Origin of the sequence: Labrys sp. KB_33_2 (assembly GCF_052114505.1) — a bacterium.
Taxonomy (GTDB): Bacteria; Pseudomonadota; Alphaproteobacteria; order Rhizobiales; family Labraceae; genus Labrys.
In genome coordinates this window covers 64,832-82,677 of record NZ_JBFREW010000011.1, presented here as the reverse complement: position 1 = coordinate 82,677, position 17,846 = coordinate 64,832, and the positions used below count along the sequence as shown (strand labels likewise).

12 protein-coding genes are annotated in these 17,846 nt (G+C 65.5%); 4 read left to right on the top strand and 8 right to left on the bottom strand.

Annotated elements, in window-relative coordinates:
- Window positions 1-14 precede the first annotated feature (14 nt).
- Together AB4037_RS19880 and AB4037_RS19875 are read right to left on the bottom strand one after the other, a co-directional pair.
- Window positions 15-2,354, bottom strand: coding sequence for a heavy metal translocating P-type ATPase (locus AB4037_RS19880; RefSeq protein ID WP_441772694.1), 2,340 nt, complete (start codon window positions 2,352-2,354; stop codon window positions 15-17).
- A 144-nt stretch (window positions 2,355-2,498) separates the two neighbouring features.
- A complete protein-coding gene (locus tag AB4037_RS19875) occupies window positions 2,499-3,710 on the bottom strand; it encodes an alpha-hydroxy acid oxidase (RefSeq protein ID WP_434955263.1) in 1,212 nt (403 codons plus the stop codon).
- Between the two features lie 245 nt (window positions 3,711-3,955).
- Here AB4037_RS19875 and AB4037_RS19870 point away from each other — a divergent pair, with 245 nt between their 5' ends.
- Entirely contained in the window at window positions 3,956-5,194 is a 1,239-nt protein-coding gene (locus tag AB4037_RS19870; RefSeq protein ID WP_434955262.1) for an MFS transporter, read from the top strand.
- A gap of 19 nt (window positions 5,195-5,213) precedes the next feature.
- Here AB4037_RS19870 and AB4037_RS19865 read toward each other — a convergent pair whose 3' ends face one another.
- Complete coding sequence (locus tag AB4037_RS19865) at window positions 5,214-6,101, bottom strand: LysR family transcriptional regulator (RefSeq protein WP_441772693.1); 888 nt, start codon at window positions 6,099-6,101, stop codon at window positions 5,214-5,216.
- Between the two features lie 231 nt (window positions 6,102-6,332).
- On the opposite strand from AB4037_RS19865, the gene AB4037_RS19860 reads away from it, so the two are divergent.
- On the top strand, window positions 6,333-7,832 hold the full coding sequence (locus AB4037_RS19860; protein WP_434955260.1) for a CoA-acylating methylmalonate-semialdehyde dehydrogenase: 1,500 nt from the start codon (window positions 6,333-6,335) through the stop codon (window positions 7,830-7,832).
- Between the two features lie 58 nt (window positions 7,833-7,890).
- On the opposite strand, the gene AB4037_RS19855 is transcribed toward AB4037_RS19860, so the two are convergent.
- On the bottom strand, window positions 7,891-8,742 hold the full coding sequence (locus tag AB4037_RS19855; RefSeq protein WP_441772692.1) for a nuclear transport factor 2 family protein: 852 nt from the start codon (window positions 8,740-8,742) through the stop codon (window positions 7,891-7,893).
- 90 nt (window positions 8,743-8,832) lie between these two features.
- Between AB4037_RS19855 and AB4037_RS19850 the strand changes: the two genes are divergently transcribed.
- Complete coding sequence (locus tag AB4037_RS19850) at window positions 8,833-9,462, top strand: TetR/AcrR family transcriptional regulator (RefSeq protein ID WP_441772691.1); 630 nt, start codon at window positions 8,833-8,835, stop codon at window positions 9,460-9,462.
- A gap of 55 nt (window positions 9,463-9,517) precedes the next feature.
- On the opposite strand, the gene AB4037_RS19845 is transcribed toward AB4037_RS19850, so the two are convergent.
- From AB4037_RS19845 to AB4037_RS19835, 3 genes are all read right to left on the bottom strand, one after another.
- Complete coding sequence (locus tag AB4037_RS19845) at window positions 9,518-10,942, bottom strand: aldehyde dehydrogenase family protein (protein WP_441772690.1); 1,425 nt, start codon at window positions 10,940-10,942, stop codon at window positions 9,518-9,520.
- Window positions 10,943-11,095: 153 nt separating this feature from the next.
- Window positions 11,096-12,415 (bottom strand): NAD(P)/FAD-dependent oxidoreductase, encoded by a 1,320-nt coding sequence (locus tag AB4037_RS19840; RefSeq protein WP_441772689.1) that lies wholly within the window; start codon window positions 12,413-12,415, stop codon window positions 11,096-11,098.
- Between the two features lie 97 nt (window positions 12,416-12,512).
- Window positions 12,513-13,880 (bottom strand): glutamine synthetase family protein, encoded by a 1,368-nt coding sequence (locus AB4037_RS19835; RefSeq protein WP_434959593.1) that lies wholly within the window; start codon window positions 13,878-13,880, stop codon window positions 12,513-12,515.
- A gap of 112 nt (window positions 13,881-13,992) precedes the next feature.
- On the opposite strand from AB4037_RS19835, the gene AB4037_RS19830 reads away from it, so the two are divergent.
- Complete coding sequence (locus AB4037_RS19830) at window positions 13,993-14,688, top strand: GntR family transcriptional regulator (RefSeq protein WP_441772688.1); 696 nt, start codon at window positions 13,993-13,995, stop codon at window positions 14,686-14,688.
- Between the two features lie 29 nt (window positions 14,689-14,717).
- Here AB4037_RS19830 and AB4037_RS19825 read toward each other — a convergent pair whose 3' ends face one another.
- Entirely contained in the window at window positions 14,718-17,846 is a 3,129-nt protein-coding gene (locus tag AB4037_RS19825) for a multidrug efflux RND transporter permease subunit (protein ID WP_441772687.1), read from the bottom strand.

Sequence of the window (17,846 nt, the reverse complement as noted above, 5' to 3'; positions counted from 1 at the left end):
GTTCCAATCCTTATTCAGAGCTGGCGTGCGCGCAGGCGGAGCGCATTGGTGATGACGCTGACGGAGGAGAGCGCCATGGCGGCCGCGGCGATGATGGGCGACAGCAGGATGCCGAAGAAGGGGTAGAGCACCCCGGCGGCAACCGGTACGCCGGCTGCGTTGTAGACGAAGGCGAGGAAAAGATTCTGGCGGATATTGGCCATGGTGGCCTGCGACAGCCGCCTTGCCCGCACGATGCCCATGAGATCGCCCTTGACCAGGGTGACGCCGGCACTCTCGATCGCGACATCCGTGCCCGCACCCATGGCGATGCCGACATCGGCCGCCGCCAGGGCCGGCGCATCGTTGACGCCGTCGCCAGCCATGGCCACCACCTTGCCCTCGCGCTTGAAGGCCTCGACCAGCACACTCTTGCGTTCGGGCAGGACCTCGGCCTCGACGGCATCGATGCCGAGCCGGCGGGCGATGGCTTCGGCGGTAACGCGGTTGTCCCCGGTCACCATCACGACATGAATGCCCTCCTCACGCAGGGCGGCCAGGGCAGCCGGCGTGGTTTCCTTGACCGGATCGGCAATGGCGAGCAGGCCGGCCAGGCGCCCGTCGACAGCGGCGAAGATTACCGTCGCCCCGTCGTGGCGCAGCCGGTCGGCTTCCGCCGCCAGGGCGACCGCAACGCCCTCCTGCGCCATGAAGGCCGCATTGCCGAGGAGCACCGGCCGGCCTTCGACGGTACCTCGCGCACCCTTGCCCGTGGGTGAATCGAAATCCACAACCGCGGACAAGGCGAGACCCTTCGCCTCCGCCGCCGCGACCACGGCCCGGGCGAGGGGATGTTCGGAGGCGCGCTCCACGCTGGCCGCCAGCCGCAGCAGCTCGTCCTCGCCAAAGCCTTCGGCGGGCCAGATGGCGGTAACGGTTGGGTGCCCTTCGGTGAGCGTACCCGTCTTGTCGACCACCAGGGTGTCGACCTTTTCCAACCGCTCCAGCGCTTCGGCGTTCCGGATTAGCACACCGAGACCGGCTCCCTTGCCGACGCCGACCATGATCGACATCGGCGTCGCCAATCCCAGGGCACAGGGACAGGCGATGATTAGCACCGTGACCGCCGCGACCAGGCCATAGGCGAAGCGAGGCTCGGGGCCGAACACGGCCCAGGCGGCAAAGGCCGCCGCCGCGACCAGGATGACCAGGGGTACGAACCAGCCGGCCACCTGGTCGGCCAGGCGCTGGATCGGAGCACGCGAACGCTGCGCCTGCGACACCATCTGCACGATCTGGGCCAGCATGGTGTCGCCCTCGACCTTGTCGGCGCGGATGACCAAAGCACCGGTCTGGTTGAGCGTACCGCCGATGACGCTGTCGCCGACGGCCTTGCTCACCGGCATGGATTCGCCGGTCACCAAGGCCTCGTCGAGCGAGGAGCGACCCTCCAGCACACTGCCGTCCACCGGCACTTTCTCGCCGGGACGGATACGCAGATTGTCGCCGACCGCCACCTTGTCGAGCGTGATCTCCTCTTCCGAGCCATCCGGCCGGATGAGCGTCGCCGTCTTCGGCGCGAGGTTGAGCAAAGCCCGGATCGCCCCCGAGGTATGTTCGCGGGCCCTGAGTTCGAGCACCTGGCCGAGCAGCACGAGCACGGTGATCACCGCGGCCGCCTCGAAATAGACGGCCACGCTGCCATCGTCGCCACGGAAGGCTTCGGGGAACAGGCCGGGCGCCAGCACCGCCACCAGGCTGTAGACCCAGGCAATGCCGGTGCCCATGGCGATCAGGGTGAACATGTTGAGGTTGCGGCGCAGGACGGACTGCCAGCCGCGCACGAAGAAGGGCCAGCCGCCCCACAGCACCACGATACTGGCCAAGACGAGCTGGATCCAGGCCGATTGGGCCGGCGGCACCAGATGATGCAGCGCGGGGACGAGATGAGAGCCCATCTCCAGGACGAAGACGGGCAAGGCCAGCACCAGGCTCACCCAGAAGCGCCGCGTCATATCCGTGAGTTCGGGATTGGGGCCGGCTTCGGCCGTGACTTGGAGAGGCTCGAGCGCCATGCCGCAGATCGGGCAGGATCCCGGCCCTTCCTGCCGAATCTCGGGGTGCATCGGGCAGGTGTAGATCGTGCCTTCAGGCGCAGGCGCCGCGGGCTTGCGCTCGCCGAGATAACGCCCCGGCTCCGCCTCGAATTTCGACTTGCAGCCGGCCGAGCAGAAATAGTAGGGGTGCCCCTCGTGCCGAAGCGAATGCTTGGCGGTCGCCGGATCGACCTCCATGCCGCAGACCGGGTCCTTCACGCCGGCATGCGCCCCGGCATGATCGTGGTGGTGATCGTGATGATGGTGATGGTCGTTCATCAGCCCGTCCCATGCCTCTCAGTCGATTCCCGCTGGTTTCCCAGCCTTCCTGGACAGGGCGTAAGGCTTGACATCATGGGAAGGTCAAGCCTCTTGTGAGGCAAGGCGGGCAATTTATTTGGCTTGGGAAAGAAACCCCTGCGATCAGCCTACCGCACGTACATGCACAGGCTGCAATTCGTCGAGGTCGCTCACGCCCAGCATGGCCATGTTGCGCGCAATTTCCGCCTGGAGGAGGCCGAGGGCGTGACGAATGCCGCCCTCGCCCCCCACGGCGGCGGCGAACAGGAAAGGACGCCCGACGAAGACGAAGTCGGCCCCGAGTGCCAAGGCCTTCAGGACATCCGTGCCACGGCGGAAGCCGCCATCGATCAACACGGCCATCTCGCCAGCTGCCGAAACGGCCTCGGCCAGGACCGTCATGGGGGCGATGGCCGTATCGAGCTGGCGCCCGCCATGATTGGAGATCCAGACGCCATCAACCCCTCTGTCACGCGCGATGGCAACGTCTTCGGGTGCGAGGATGCCCTTCACCACCAGCTTGCCACGCCACAATTGCCGGATGAGATCGAGATGGCTCCAGTCGAGGCCGTCGCGTGCGCCGATGTCGCGCACCGCGTTGCGGGACAGCAGGGTCGGGCCGCGAAAGGCGTCCATGTTCTCGAAGCGCGGCATGCCGCCGGCCAGGGTGCGGGCGAAGGTTCCCAGCGACCAGGACGGATGGGTAATGCCATCCCAGAACAATCTCAGGCTCGGCTTCAGGGGCGTCGAGAAGCCCGTGCGGGCGTTGTTCTCGCGATTGGCGGCGACCGGCACGTCGGCTGTGAGCACGAGCGTCTCAAAGCCCGCGGCCGCCACGCGCGCCACCATGCGGCTGATGCGTTCGGGCTCGCCCGGCAGATAGGTCTGGAACCAGCGCGCCCCACCCTCCTCGGCCAACCGCTCCAACTGGATCAGCGAGGTGGCGCTGGCCACCATCAGGGCGTTCTCGGCAGCCGCCGCCTTGGCGAGGGCCAAGTCGCCCTCGAAAGTCGCAAGGCCCGACAGTCCCATGGGCGCTATGCCGACCGGCAGGGCATAGGCCTGGCCGAACAGGGTATGGTGCGTCGAACGCGCCCTGGTATCGACGAGCACGCGTGGCACCAGCCCGAGGGCGGCCAGCGCCCGGGTGTTGCCGGCATGCGCCGCATTCGTCTCGGCAGCACCGGCATAATAGCCATAGATCTGGCGCGGCAGATGCCGGCGGGCTGCCGGTTCGAAATCCGCAAGCGCGAGGAAGCGCCGTAGTGACGGCGGTACGTTGGTTTCGATGCGTCGGGCGGTGACCACCGTTCGGGAATTCGAATTGTCCGGCACTCTTCCTGCTCTTCTCCAGCCTACCCCATTTCCGCATCGTTAGCCCCTTATCCCTTGGCGCAAGCAGGGGCGTCTCGTCAATCAAGGTCGAGGATCAGATCGTCCAATGAATCAAGTATACCGTACAGTGAGTGTACAGGCCGGTCATTCGGGTGAATCGTCCCCGCCATCTATTGAGCTCCCCCGAGAAACGGGATGAAGCGGCGGCGTCGGGAACGCGATCGCCCTCTCCCGAGGAGATGGAAATGGCCCTGTCCGATCCGATCAAAGCCAGGCCCGTATTCAGTCGCCAGACACTGCTGATCCTGTCCGCTGCCGTCATCCTGAGCGCGGCCATGGGCATCCGGCAGACCTTCGGGCTTTTCGTCGAGCCTTTCTCGATGGACCGGGGCCTTCCCGTCACCCTGATCGCCTTTGCCATCGCCATCCACAACCTGGTCTGGGGCGCGGCGCAGCCTTTTGCCGGCGCTGCGGCCGACCGCTACGGCTCGGCACCGGTCGTGGCATTCGGCGCCGCCATGTTCGCCTTGGGCCTCGGCATTGCCGCCATGGCACCCTCAGGGATCATGCTCATCCTCGGTCTCGGCGTCCTGGTCGGCATCGGCATCAGTTGCACGGCCTTCGGTGTCGTTCTGACCGCGGTCGGCCGCGGGACCTCGCCCGAAAAGCGCAGCATGGCCATGGGCATCGCCAGTGCCGGCGGCTCGTTCGGCCAGGTCGCCATGGTTCCCCTGGCACAGATCGTCTCGGAGCATTCGGGCCTGTCCACCGCCCTCGTCGTGTTGGCGCTCGTCATGCTGGCCGCGGCGCCTTTCGGCCTGTTTCTGGATGGCCGGCCAAGGCTGGCCGCGGTCAAAAAGGAAGAGGCAGGCCTGCCGCTGAAAGCCGCGCTGGAACAGGCTCTCGGCCATCGCGGCTATTGCCTTCTCACCCTCGGCTTCTTCACCTGTGGCTTCCAGCTCGCCTTCATCGCCACCCATCTGCCGGGCTATCTTTCGCTCTGCCACATGCCCGCCGGTACCGGCGCAAAGGCCCTCGCCTTGATCGGCCTGTTCAACATGGCGGGAAGCTGGGCCTGTGGCTGGCTCGGTGGGCGCTATCGGCAGCAACATGTGCTCGGCTGGCTCTACCTGATCCGGGGTGTCACCATCGCCGCCTTCTTCCTGGCACCGAAGTCGGACATATCAGTCGCCCTGTTCGCGGCCGTGATGGGCCTGACCTGGCTCGGCACGGTTCCCCTCACCAGCGGTCTCGTCGCCAAGGTCTTCGGCGTGCGCCATCTCGGCACCTTGTTCGGCATCTGCTTTCTCAGCCACCAGATCGGCTCGTTTCTCGGCGCCTGGCTCGGTGGCCTGACTTTCGACCTCACCGGTTCCTACACGCTGGTGTGGTGGGCGACCGCCCTTGCCAGTCTGATGGCGGCGGCGCTGCATTTCCCGATCAACGACACGCCGCAGACGGCAATGGCCTCGGGACGGGCGTGAGGCGGCCCGGGAGGTTTCCTCAATCCCGCGCGAAATTGGCCCGCTCGGCCCGCACGCGGGCCGTGATGTGGTCGGCGACGGCGGCGACGCGGCGGGTGTTGTGCGTGTCGGGGTGGGAGACCAGCCAATAGCTGCGGGTGAAGCGCGTGCCCGGCAGCAGGCGCTTCAACTCGGGATATTGCCGGGCGGCATAATCGTGCAGGATGCCGATGCCGTGGCCGGCCCTGACGGCCTCCATCTGGGCGACCACGCTGCCGCATTCGAAACGCCGGCGCATCAGCCTGCCCAGCGTCTCGGCATAGTCCAGCGCCCGGCTGTAGACGAGGTCGTCGACATGGGTGACGAAGAGGTGGCCGGCCAGATCCTCTTCGCAGGTGATGGGGGCGGTCTCTTCGAGATAGCGCCTGGAAGCATAGACGCTGAGCGTATAGTCGGTCAGCTTCTTGACCATCAGCCGCCCCTGTACCGGGCGGTCCAGCGTCACCACGATATCGGCCTCCCGCCGTGACAGCGAAAAGGTTCGCGGCAGCGGCACCAGTTGCACCACCAGTTCCGGGTGGCGGGCGGCCAAGGCGCCCAGTTCATGCGACAGGAAGTAGTTGCCGAGTCCGTCCGGCGCGCCGACACGCACTGTGCCGCTGATCTCCGCCGTGGTGCCGGAAACCAGGGCACCGACACGCAGGAATTCGGATTCGGCCTTCTCCGCTGCGACCAGTAGGGCCTCGCCGGCTGGTGTCAGCGTACAGCCCTGGGTCTGGCGCTCGACCAGCCGCGCCCCGAACGTCTCCTCGAGCGCCGTAAGTTGGCGGCCGACAGTGGCATGGTTGAGCCCGAGTTGCCGCGCTGCGCCGAGCAATTGGCCGCTGCGCGCTACCGCCAGGAAGATGCGGACGTGATCCCAGTTCATGACGGGCTCCTGTTCCGGATGCACGGGCATCCTGCCCGTTCTTCCGATCCTGCGAGCTCGACGTTTCCAAGAACGGGCAGGATGTCCGTGCACCCGGGAAGATCATTCGCCAATGACCTTAATTTTTGCACATCGGAAGTGCAATCCTTCTCATTGCTGTGCGAACGGATCAACTGCATAGATCGCGCCGAAAGCCGCCCGATCGACGGACGGAGCGACAGGAGGTAGAGGATGACGCGCGAGATCTCCCATTTCATCGGCGGCAAGCTGGTCGCCGGCCGCAGCGGCCGCAAGGCCGCGGTCTACAATCCCGCCACCGGCGAGGCTGCAGCCGAAGTCGCCCTCGCTTCGGTTGCCGAAGTGCGCGAGGCCTCCGCCGCCGCCAAGGCCGCCGCCCCCGGCTGGGCCGCTACCACGCCGCTGCGCCGCGCCCGCATCCTCAACAAGTTCCTGCACATCCTGGAAGAACGCACCGACGAGCTCGCCGCCGCGATCACGGCCGAGCATGGCAAGGTGCTCTCCGATGCCAAGGGCGAGATCCAGCGCGGCATGGAAGTGGTGGAGTTTGCCACCTCCGCGCCCCAGCTCCTCAAGGGCGAGGTGACGGAAAATGTCGGCACGCGCGTCGACAGCCATTCCCTGCGCCAGCCGCTCGGCGTCGTTGCCGGCATCACGCCGTTCAACTTCCCCGCCATGGTGCCGATGTGGATGTTCCCGGTGGCGCTGGCCTGCGGCAACTGCTTCATCCTCAAGCCTTCCGAGCGCGACCCGTCCGCTTCGCTCCTCCTGGCGCAATGGCTCAAGGAGGCCGGCCTGCCGGATGGCGTCTTCAATGTGGTCCAGGGCGACAAGGAAGCCGTCGACGCCATCCTCACCGATCCCGACATCTCGGCCGTCAGCTTCGTCGGCTCTACACCGATCGCCCGCTACATCTACGAAACCGCCTCGCACAACGGCAAGCGCTGCCAGGCGCTGGGCGGTGCCAAGAACCACATGATCGTCATGCCCGACGCCGATATGGACCAGGCCGTCGACGCCCTGATGGGTGCGGCCTATGGCTCGGCCGGCGAGCGCTGCATGGCGATCTCGGTTGCGGTGCCGATCGGCGAAGCCACCGCCGAGGCGCTGCTCGCCAAGCTCGAACCCCGCGTGCGCGCCCTCAAGATCGGTCCCGGCACCGATCCGGAAGCCGAAATGGGTCCGCTCGTCACCAAGCAGCATCTCGACAAGGTGCGCGGCTATATCGACACCGGCGTCGCCGAAGGCGCCAAGCTGGTGGTGGACGGGCGTGGCTTCGCCATGCAGGGCTACGAGAACGGCTATTATCTCGGCGGTACCCTGTTCGATGGCGTCACCACCGACATGACGATCTACAAGGAAGAGATCTTCGGCCCGGTGCTCGCAGTGGCCCGCGCACCCGACTATGCCACCGCTGCCCGCATGATCAACGAGCATGAATTCGGCAACGGCACCGCGATCTTCACCCGCGACGGTGATGCCGCCCGCGAATTCGCCCACCAGATCCAGGTCGGCATGGTCGGCATCAACGTGCCGATCCCGGTGCCGATGGCGTTCCACTCCTTCGGCGGCTGGAAGTCTTCGCTGTTCGGTGACCATCACATGCACGGCGCCGAGGGCGTGCGCTTCTACACCAAGCTCAAGACCATCACGAGCCGCTGGCCCACCGGTATCCGCGCCGGCGCCGATTTCGTGATGCCGACGATGAAGTAGGACACCGATAGGGTTTTAGTGTCCCGCTGCTTCTCATGAGGCGGCGGGACACTCTTTATCAGGCAGCCTGCGCCACGGCGTAGCTATCCTCCAGCATACGGTAGCGCACGATCCTGCCCTGCCTCACCGTGAGGTCGAAGGCGAACCCGGTCTCGATCAGCCTGCCGGTGGCGCGTACCAGCGAGGCAAGCTCTCCGAGGATGACGGCCCGTTCGCCATCCGCCAGGACGGAGCGCACCTCGAAATACCTGGGTTCGATGCTGGAGATCAGCTCGCGGAAGAAGGTGGCGATCTCCGCCTTGCCCCGACGAGGCCCGATCCACGGCACGCGCGCCCGGTCACCCGCGATGTCCCAATCGGCATCCTCGGAGAAGAGTTCGGTGATCGCAACCAGGCGCTGCGGATCACCCGGCTCGGCACGATAAAGTCCGACCGCCTCCAGATAACGCAGCGCCACCTCGCGCGGCGATGCAATCTCGCCGCCGTCCCGATAGCGTTGCAGCCGCGGCTGATCGGCACTGGTGAAATCCGGATCGACATAGATATAGGTGCGGCTGATCAGGGAGCCGTCGAATTCGAACACGTTGCAGAAACGGCCTTGCGAGATCTCGCCGTCAGGCCAGCTTTCGCCGGCCATAGTGACGCCGGCCTCCTGCCCCTCCACCACGATACGGTCCCCGTCGACCGTGAAGATGAGACCATCGATGTCGTGGATCAGGCTGCGCAACTCACGCCCGATCCGCTCGCCGAAGCCGGCCACGGCGGCCTTGCCCGCAGCCATCCCGAATTTGGGAAAGTAGAATCGCACATCATCCGTAAACAGATCCAGCAAGGCCGGCTCCCTGGCGTCCACCAGCCGGAAATAGCTGCGGATCGTCTCGATGCGCTCGGCGCGCATAGCATTGTCCATGGCTTGCTCCATTCTGTAATTCGGATTACATAAAAAGCCTCATGCCAGCATGTCAAGAATTCTATAATTGAAACTACAGAAAGGATTTCCATGGCAGCCCGCGGACGCCCTCGCGCCTTCGACCGCAGTGCTGCGCTCGAACGCGCCATGCAGGTCTTCTGGGCCAAGGGTTACGAGGCGGCACAGCTTGCCGATCTGACCGCAGCCATGGGCATCAACCCGCCCAGCTTCTACGCCGCCTTCGACAGCAAGGAAGCGATCTTCCGCGAGGCCGTCGATCTCTACCTCGCCACCGCTGGCAGCGGCAGCATGCGCATCCTCGCCGACACCGCCTCGACCCGGGAGGCCATCGCCGCCATGCTGCTCGCCAGCATCGATATAGCGCTGGCCAGCCCCTCCCAGGGCGGCTGCATGGTCAGTCTCGGCCTGATCAACTGCCAGGAGCAGAATGCGGCTGTGCGTATGCATATGCGCGGCCTCAGAAAAACTACCGAGGACCTCATCCATCAAAGGCTGGAGCGTGGCCGCGCCGAGGGCGACCTCTCGTCCGCAGCCGATATCGGCCGGTTGTCACGCTTCTTCGCGGCCATCCTGCAGGCCCTGTCGCTGCAGGCACAGGACGGGGCTTCGCGCCAGGATCTGGCCGACATCGCAGAAGCGTCCCTGGCAGCTCTCGATTTAGCCTCCGCCCGGCCGGATCGGCCGATATCCCGACCATGAATGACAGCGGCGCCGGGAGGATCCCGGCGCCGGTTTGTGATGGGTGCCTAGCCCGTCAGGGACGATGCACGGTCTTCACCTCGAGGAAGTCCTCCAGGCCGAAGATGCCGCCTTCGCGGCCATTGCCGGACTGCTTGTAGCCGCCGAACGGGCTGCCATAGCGATGCGGCCCGCCATTGATGTGCACCATGCCGGCGCGCAGCCTGGCCGCCACCCGCTCGGCCCGCTTGTCGTCACCCGTCTGCAGATAGGCGGCAAGGCCGTAATTGGTATCGTTGGCCAGCTCGATCGCCTGCTCCTCGGTGTCGAAGGGGATGATCGACAGTACCGGGCCGAAGATCTCCTCGCGGGCGATGCGCATGTTCGGATCGACATTGGCGAAGATGGTCGGCTTGACGAAATAGCCCTTTTCATAGCCTTCCGGCTTGCCGGGACCGCCGATCAGCACCCGCGCGCCTTCGGCGACGCCGGCTTCGATCAGAGCCTGTACGCGGCCGAACTGGATATCGCTGACCAGCGGGCCGATATGCTCGCCTTCCTGCTTGGGATCACCGACGGCCTGCGTCTTGCCGGTGCGCTCGGCGATCTCGACGACCTTATCGTAGACCGAACGCTGCACCAGCATGCGCGTCGGTGCATCGCAGGACTGGCCGGAGTTGTTGAAGCATTCCAGCACACTGCCGGCAACGCGATCCTCGAGGTCGGCATCCTCGAAGATGATGTTGGGCGACTTGCCGCCGAGCTCGAGCGTGACGCGCTTGACGGTCTCGGCCGCATCCTTGCTGACGGCGATGCCGGCGCGGGTCGAGCCGGTGAAGGACATCATGTCGATATCCTTGTGCTTGGAGAGGGCAGCGCCGACCGAGGGGCCGTCGCCGTTCACCAGGTTGAACACGCCGGCGGGGAAGCCGGCTTCCTCGACCATTTCGGCATAGAGCAGCGCATTGAGGGGGGTGAACTCGCTCGGCTTGAGCACGCAGGTGCTGCCGGTGGCGAGCGCGGGCACCACCTTGAGCGCGATCTGGTTGATCGGCCAGTTCCAGGGGGTGATCAGGCCACAGACGCCAATCGGCTCGCGCAGCACCACGTCGCCATTGGGCAGGGTGTCACGGGCCTTGAGATGACGCAGCGCGTCGATGAAGCCCTGCAAATGGCCCACGCCCACATCGGCCTGCTGGGCCCGGCTCATCGAAATCGGCGCGCCGAGTTCGAGTGTGATGGTCTGCGCCATCTCCTCATAGCGGCGCTTGTAGACTTCGAGCAGCTTTTCCAGGAGCGCCAGGCGTTCCTCGACACTGGTGCGCGAATAGGTGGCGAAGGCTTTCTTGGCGGCGGCGACAGCCTTGTCGACATCGGCGGGCGTGCCCATGGAGATCACGGCGACCGGCTGCTCGGTGGCCGGATCCAGCACCTGCAGATCGTTGGGAACGACGGGATCGACCCATTTGCCGTCGATGTAGAATTTGCGCTTGTCGAGCATCTCTCACTCCCTCATTGCGGAGGCTGTCGCCGGCCTCTCGTGATTTCGTCAGACTTACACTGCTCTGCGCCGCCAATCCACGGGGACGGCCATCTTGTCGCAGGCGTGGGCCGACCCTCCCCTTCCAGGGGAGGGTAGAAAATCGCCCCCAGGTCACAGGCCGAATTTGTCCCTCAAGCCGTACCACCAGGCGCCGAGCACGGTTAGCGGCACCCGAAAGGTCTTGCCACCCGGGAAGGGGTAGTAGGGCAGGCTGCTCCAGACATCGAAACGCTCGGCCTGGCCGGCCACCGCCTCGCCCAGGATCTTGCCGAGCAGATGGGTGGTGGTCACGCCATGGCCACTGTCGCCATGCGAGAAATAGATCGACGGCGACAGGCGCCCGACATGCGGGATGCGCGTCAGGGTCAGCGCGAAATTGCCGCTCCAGGCATAGTCGAAGCGGATATTGGCAAGCTGCGGGAAGGTCCTGGCAAGGCTCGGCCGGATCTTGGCTTCGATACTGGCCGGATCGCCGCCGCCATAGACGATGCCGCCGCCGAAAAGCAGGCGGTTGTCGGCGGTGCGGCGGTAATAGTCGAGGATGTAGTTCATGTCCTCAACGCAATAATTGGCCGGCAGCAAATCACGGATCACCGCCTCGTCCAACGGCTCGGTGGCGACGACCTGGCTGGAGACCGGCATCATCTTGCCGCCGATCTCGGGCAGGAGATTGCCGATATAGGCATTGCCGCAGACGAGGAGATAGGTGCAGGTCACCGCTCCGTGCCTGGTGCGCACCACCGGCCTGGCCCCCTGCTCGACCGAGACGACCGGCGAGTGCTCGAAAATGCGTCCGCCATGCCGCTCGACCGCCGCCGCCTCGCCCAGCACCAGGCTGAGCGGGTGGATGTGACCACCCTTGTGATCGACCAGGCCGCCGACATAGCGATCCGATTTTACGATGGCCGGCAGGCCAGCCCGGTCGACCCGCTCAAGGCCGCCATGGCCATGGCTCTCCCAGATGCGCTGCTGATCGTCGAGTTCGCGCAACTGCTTGTCGGTGAAGGCGGCGAAGAAGCCGCCCGGCACCAGGTCGCAATCGATGTCGTAGGAAGCGATGCGGCCACGGATGATATCGGCGCCCTCCCCGGCCATGGCGCCGAGCGCCTTGGCCGCCTGGTCGCCATATCGCTTTTCGATCACGTCGAGGTCACGGCTATAGCCGTTGACGATCTGGCCGCCATTGCGCCCAGACGCGCCGAAGCCGATGCGGACGGCTTCCAGCACCACCACGTTGTAGCCTCGCTCGGCCAGTTCCAGCGCCGCGGAAATGCCGGTGAAGCCGGCGCCGATGACGCAGATATCGGCGCTCAGATGCTCATTCAGCCTGGGGCGCTCGAAGGCGCCCTTGGCCGTCGCAGCATAGTAGGATGGCGCATGGCCAGCGTTGGACGATGGGGGCTGCGCAGCGGTGAACTCGACGGTGGACATGGCAGGCATACCTCAACAGACCGGTCGTCGCGCAGTCAGGCCAAACCAGGGGTTTGGCCTGGGGCCGCAGCCGGGATCTCGGTGGAATGGATGGCGGTCAGACGATTTCGAGATAGGCGGCGAATTCGTAGTCGGTGACCTGTTCGGTGAAGCCGGCGATCTCCTGGCGCTTGCAGGCGATCAGCATGGAGCGCAGCACGGGGTCGAAAATCTCGGCGGCGATCTCGCCTGCCTCGAAGGCATCGACCGCCTGTCCCCATTCCGAGGGGATCTTGGCCGAGGCACTCGGCAGATGGGCGCGGCCGACGATGGGCTCGGGCGGGGTCCATTGCTTGCGGATGCCGATCAGGGCAGCGCCAAGTATGGCGGCGACCACCAGATAGGGATTGGCATCAGCCCCGGCGACCCGGTGTTCGATGCGCCGCGCCGCCGGGCTGCCGCCGGGGATGCGGACCGCGGCGGTGCGGTTCTCATAGCCCCAGGCGATCGTGGTCGGGGCGTGGGTATCGGGCCGCAGGCGGCGATAGGAATTGAAATGCGGCGCGAACAATAGCGTAGTCTCGGCCATGCCGCGCAGCAAGCCGGCGACTGCATGCCGCAGGATCGGCGAGCCTTCCTTGCTGCCGTCGTCGAAGACGTTGCGCCCCTCGGCGTCGAGGAGGCTGAAATGCACATGCATGCCGTTGCCCGAGCGCATGCCATAGGGCTTGGCCATGAAGGTCGCAGCCAGACCATGCTTGCGGGCAACGCCCTTGACGATGCGCTTGAAGAACACGGCGTCGTCGGCCGCCTTCAAGGGATCGTCGCTGTGCAAGAGGTTGATCTCGAACTGGCCGATGCCGTTCTCGGCAACAGCGGCGTCCGCCGCCACGTTCTGGCGCGCACATTCGGCATAGACGTCGGAAATGAACTCGCCGAAATCGTTGAGCTCGTCGATGGAGAGAATGGCGTCCGAATCGAGCCGCTTGCCGGTGTAGGGCGAGATCGGCGGCACGGCGCTGTCCGGCTCCGGATCGATCAGATAGAATTCCATCTCTGTCGCCACCACGGGGCGCAGGCCGAGCTTCTGGTATTCGCGCACCACGGCAGCGAGGGCCTGGCGCGGATCGGCGAGAAAAGGCTCGCCATTCTCCAGGAAGAGCCAGAGCGGCACCATGGCGCTCGGCCGCGACGTCCAGTTCACCGGCAGGATGCCGCGTCCGGTCGCCCCGCAGATGCCATCCATGTCGCCGCTAGCGAATACCTGCTCGCTGCCGATGATATCCTCGCCCCAGACGTCGACGCCCACGATTGACAGGGGCATGCGGATACCCCCGCCCAGCACCTTCTCGGCCTGCCTGACCGGCACGCGCTTGCCACGCATGATGCCGTTGAGATCGCAGACCACGGCCTGAATGCTCTCGATCGGACTGTCCTCCTTGAGCAGGTCTGCCAAGGTGTCCCGATCGATGCTTTCGGACGTCATCATGCGCGCTCCATTTTGTGATCACATTATTAGGTATGTGACATCATATCCGACTGGAAGCAAGCCCGACTTCGCGATAAGCAGATGCTGGTTTGATGAGGAGGCGAGGTTATTGAAGAAGCTGGCACTGCCGCCATTGGTCCGGGCTGATGGCATGACGACGCATGATTATGTCTTCCTGCGCCTCAGGCAGGCCATCATGGTGGGGGCTTTCCGGCCTGGAACCTCGCTGACCATACGCGGTCTCGCCGCCGCGCTCGAAAGCAGCTCCACGCCCGTGCGGGAGGCGCTCAGGCAACTCACCTCGATCGGCGCCCTGAAACTGCTCGAGAACCGCCGGATCCAGGTGCCCGCCGTCACGCCGGACCTCTTCGAGGAGCTGATCTCCCTGCGCGTCGTGCTGGAACAGCATGCAGCACGGCGGGCCGTTGTGCATATCACCGAACGGCAGATCGGCCAGCTGGTCGAGATGGATCTCGCCATCGACCAGGCCATCCACAGGCAAGACAAGGTCGGCGCCCTGCTCGCCAACCAGCAATTTCACCGCACCATCTACGCGATCAGCCCGGACCGCATCATCCTGCCGATGATCGAGAGCGTCTGGCTGCAGCTCGGCCCAGTCCAGGGCGTCGCCATGGAGCATGTCGCCGAACTCTATGTGGTCGACCGGCACCAGGAAATCATCCAGGCCTTGCGTCAGCGCAACGAGGAGGAGCTGGCTGCAGCCATCGGCGCCGACATTCGCGAAGGCATCGGCGGCTTCACCTCCTCGGCGATCGCCTCCCTGCTCGATGTCGCGGCGGCCTGAGGCATTCAACCCTCAGGCCGCCGCCCTGCTCATTCCGCCCCTTGGACGCTGGCATCGGCCGCTGCCGCCTGCGGCTTGCGTCGGCCGAAAAGCTTCATCACCAGCCCATAGAACACCGGCACGAAGAACACCGCCAGCAGCGTGGCCGAGACCATGCCGCCGAACACACCGGTACCGATAGCGTGCTGGGTTTCGGCGCTGGCGCCGCGCGCCAGCATCAGCGGCACCACGCCGAGCGCGAAGGCGAGCGAAGTCATCAGGATCGGCCGCAGCCTGAGGCGCGCGGCTTCGGTGACGGCTTCGTGCAGGGGCCTGCCTGCCGCGCGCAGCGACTGAGCGAATTCGACGATCAGGATGGCATTCTTGGCCGCGAGGCCGATGATGGTGACGAGGCCGACCTTGAAGAACACGTCGTTCTCCAGGCCGCGCAGCAGCACCGCGGCGACGGCACCGAGAATGCCGAGCGGCACCACCAGCATGACCGAGAACGGCACGGACCAGCTTTCGTAGAGCGCGGCCAGGACCAGGAACACCACCAGCATCGACACCCCGAGCAGGACCGGCGCTTGCGCACCCGAGAGCTGTTCCTGCAGGGACTCTCCGGTCCATGCGATGGCGAAGCCGGCGGGCAATTTCGCCGCAAGCCGTTCCATCTCGGCCATGGCATCGCCGGAAGAAACACCGGGAGCCGCCGAGCCGGCGATGCGCGCGGCCTGGAAGCTGTTATAGCGCACCAATTGCAGCGGGCTCGTCTGCCAGACTGGCGTGACTACCTCCGACAGGGCAACCATGCCGCCGGCATTGTTGCGCAGGCGCAGCTTGAGCACATCGTCGATGCGCATGCGCGCCGGCGCATCGGCCTGCACGATCACCTGCTGCAGCCGGCCGAGATTGGGGAAGTCGTTGACGTAGGACGAGCCGATGGCGACAGACAGCGCATCGTTGATCGCGGTGAAGGGCACGCCCAGCGCCTCCGCCTTCTGGCGGTCGATCTTAAGCCGCATGCTCGGGCCGTTGGGCAGGCCTTCGGCATACACGCCGGTCACCAGGCTGCTCCTGGAAGCAAGCTCGATCAGCTGGCCCTGCGCCGCCATCAACGCGGCATAGCCCCGGTTCGCCCTGTCCTGCAGGCGCAGCGTGAAACCGGATGTCGTGCCCAATTCGTCGATGGCCGGCGGCTTGAGGCTCATCACGGTGCCCTCGCGGATATCGGCCATGGCTTGCGTGGCGCCGGCAATGGCGTCGTCGACGCTGGTGCTGCGCTCGCTCCAATCCTTCAGCGTGGTGAAGGCGATCGCCGTATTCGGCCCGGCACCGGCAAAGCCGTAGCCCATGACGGCAATGGAGCTGGAGACATCGGGGCGCGCGACGACATGCCGGTCGAACTGCTTGACGATGGCAAGCGTGCGCTCGGCGGTGGCATCGGAGGGCAGCGAGAAGGAAGTGATGAAATTGCCCTGGTCCTCCTGGGGCAGGAAGGAGGACGGCAATTGCCCATAGGCATAGATCAGCCCGCCGATCAGGACGAGATAAACAACCATCACCCGGCCCGTCCGCCGGATCAGCCCGCCGACCCAGCCCGCATAGCCCGCCGTCAGGCTGTCGAAGCTGCGATTGAACCAGCCGAAGAACCCTCCCTTGGCATGATGCCCGGAGGCGACCGGCTTGAGCAGCGTGGCGCACAGGGCCGGTGTCAGCGTCAACGCCAGCAAGGCCGAGAACAGGATGGACACCGCCATCGACATGGTGAACTGGCGGTAGATTGCACCGACCGATCCGCCGGCCAGGCCCATCGGGATGAACACCGCCGCCAGCACCAGCGTGATGCCGACGATGGCGCCGGTGATCTCCTTCATCGCCTTTTCGGTCGCCTGCTTCGGGGGCAGTCCTTCGCTCGCCATGATGCGCTCGACATTCTCGACTACGACGATGGCGTCGTCGACGATGATGCCGATGGCCAGCACCATGCCGAACATGGTGAGCACGTTGATCGAATAACCCGCGCCCCACATCACGGCGAAGGTGCCGAGCAGCGCGATGGGCGCCACGATGGCGGGGATCAGCGTATAGCGGACCTTCTGCAGGAAGAGGAACATCACCGCGAAGACCAGGACCATCGCTTCCAGCAGCGTAGCCACCACCTTCTCGATCGACACCTTCACGAAGGGAGCGGTGTCGTAGGGGATGGAATAGCTCATGCCCTTCGGCATGGTAGTGGCGAGTTCGGCGAGGCGCGCGCGCACGCCGTCGGCGGTCGCGACGGCATTGGCGCCGGGCGAAAGCTGGATGGCGACCGCCGTCGACGGCTTGCCATTTTCGCGAATGGAATAGCTCAGGCTTTGCGCGCCGATCTCCACGCGCGCGACATCGCCCAGCACCAGCTTGGAGCCGTCGGCGCGGGCCCGCAACACGATGGCGGCGAACTCCTGCGGGGTCTGCAACTGGCCCTGCACCGTCAGGGGAATGGAGACCATCTGGCCCGGTACCGTCGGCTCCGCGCCCACCCGCCCCGGCGCGATCTGCGCATTCTGGGCCTGGATGGCGCTGGTGACGTCCGAGAGCGACAGTGAATAGGAGATCAGCAGAGCCGGATCGACCCAGATCCGCATCGCCTTCTCCGAGCTGAAGGACTGCACCCGGCCGACGCCGGGCACGCGCTTGAGCTCTTCGGCGATGTTGCGTGTCATGTAGTCGCCGAGCGTCAGTTCGTCATAGCGCCCATCCTTGGCATTCAGGCCGACGATCATCAGGAAGCCCGAGGAAGCGGCCTCCACCGACAATCCCGTCTGGCGCACGGCCTGGGGCAGGCGCGCTTCGATCGCCTTGAGCCGGTTCTGGATGTCGACCTGCGCCATCTGCGGGTCGGTGCCGGGCTTGAAGGTGACCGTGATATCCGCCGATCCCGAGGTGTCGGTCGAGGATTCGAAATAAAGGATGTCCTTCACCCCCGACAATTCACGCTCGATCAGGCTGACGACACCGTCTTCGATCGTCTGCGGCGAAGCCCCGACATAGCTGGCGGCAATGCTGACGCTGGGCGGCGCGATCGGCGGAAAACGCGAAATCGGCAGCTGCGGGAGGGCAATCAAGCCCAACAGGGTGATGAAGATGGCGATCACCCAGGCAAATACCGGGCGATTGATGAAAAACTGGGCCAT

What these genes read in the sequence shown, in the direction of transcription:
- AB4037_RS19860 (WP_434955260.1), top strand. Translation starts at nt 6,333, where the DNA reads ATGACGCGCGAGATCTCCCATTTCATCGGCGGCAAGCTGGTCGCCGGC.
- AB4037_RS19840 (WP_441772689.1), bottom strand. Translation starts at nt 12,415, where the DNA reads ATGTCCACCGTCGAGTTCACCGCTGCGCAGCCCCCATCGTCCAACGCT.
- AB4037_RS19835 (WP_434959593.1), bottom strand. Translation starts at nt 13,880, where the DNA reads ATGACGTCCGAAAGCATCGATCGGGACACCTTGGCAGACCTGCTCAAG.
- AB4037_RS19850 (WP_441772691.1), top strand. Translation starts at nt 8,833, where the DNA reads ATGGCAGCCCGCGGACGCCCTCGCGCCTTCGACCGCAGTGCTGCGCTC.
- AB4037_RS19865 (WP_441772693.1), bottom strand. Translation starts at nt 6,101, where the DNA reads ATGAACTGGGATCACGTCCGCATCTTCCTGGCGGTAGCGCGCAGCGGC.
- AB4037_RS19825 (WP_441772687.1), bottom strand. Translation starts at nt 17,846, where the DNA reads ATGGCCCAGTTTTTCATCAATCGCCCGGTATTTGCCTGGGTGATCGCC.
- AB4037_RS19845 (WP_441772690.1), bottom strand. Translation starts at nt 10,942, where the DNA reads ATGCTCGACAAGCGCAAATTCTACATCGACGGCAAATGGGTCGATCCC.
- AB4037_RS19880 (WP_441772694.1), bottom strand. Translation starts at nt 2,354, where the DNA reads ATGAACGACCATCACCATCATCACGATCACCACCACGATCATGCCGGG.
- AB4037_RS19870 (WP_434955262.1), top strand. Translation starts at nt 3,956, where the DNA reads ATGGCCCTGTCCGATCCGATCAAAGCCAGGCCCGTATTCAGTCGCCAG.
- AB4037_RS19855 (WP_441772692.1), bottom strand. Translation starts at nt 8,742, where the DNA reads ATGGACAATGCTATGCGCGCCGAGCGCATCGAGACGATCCGCAGCTAT.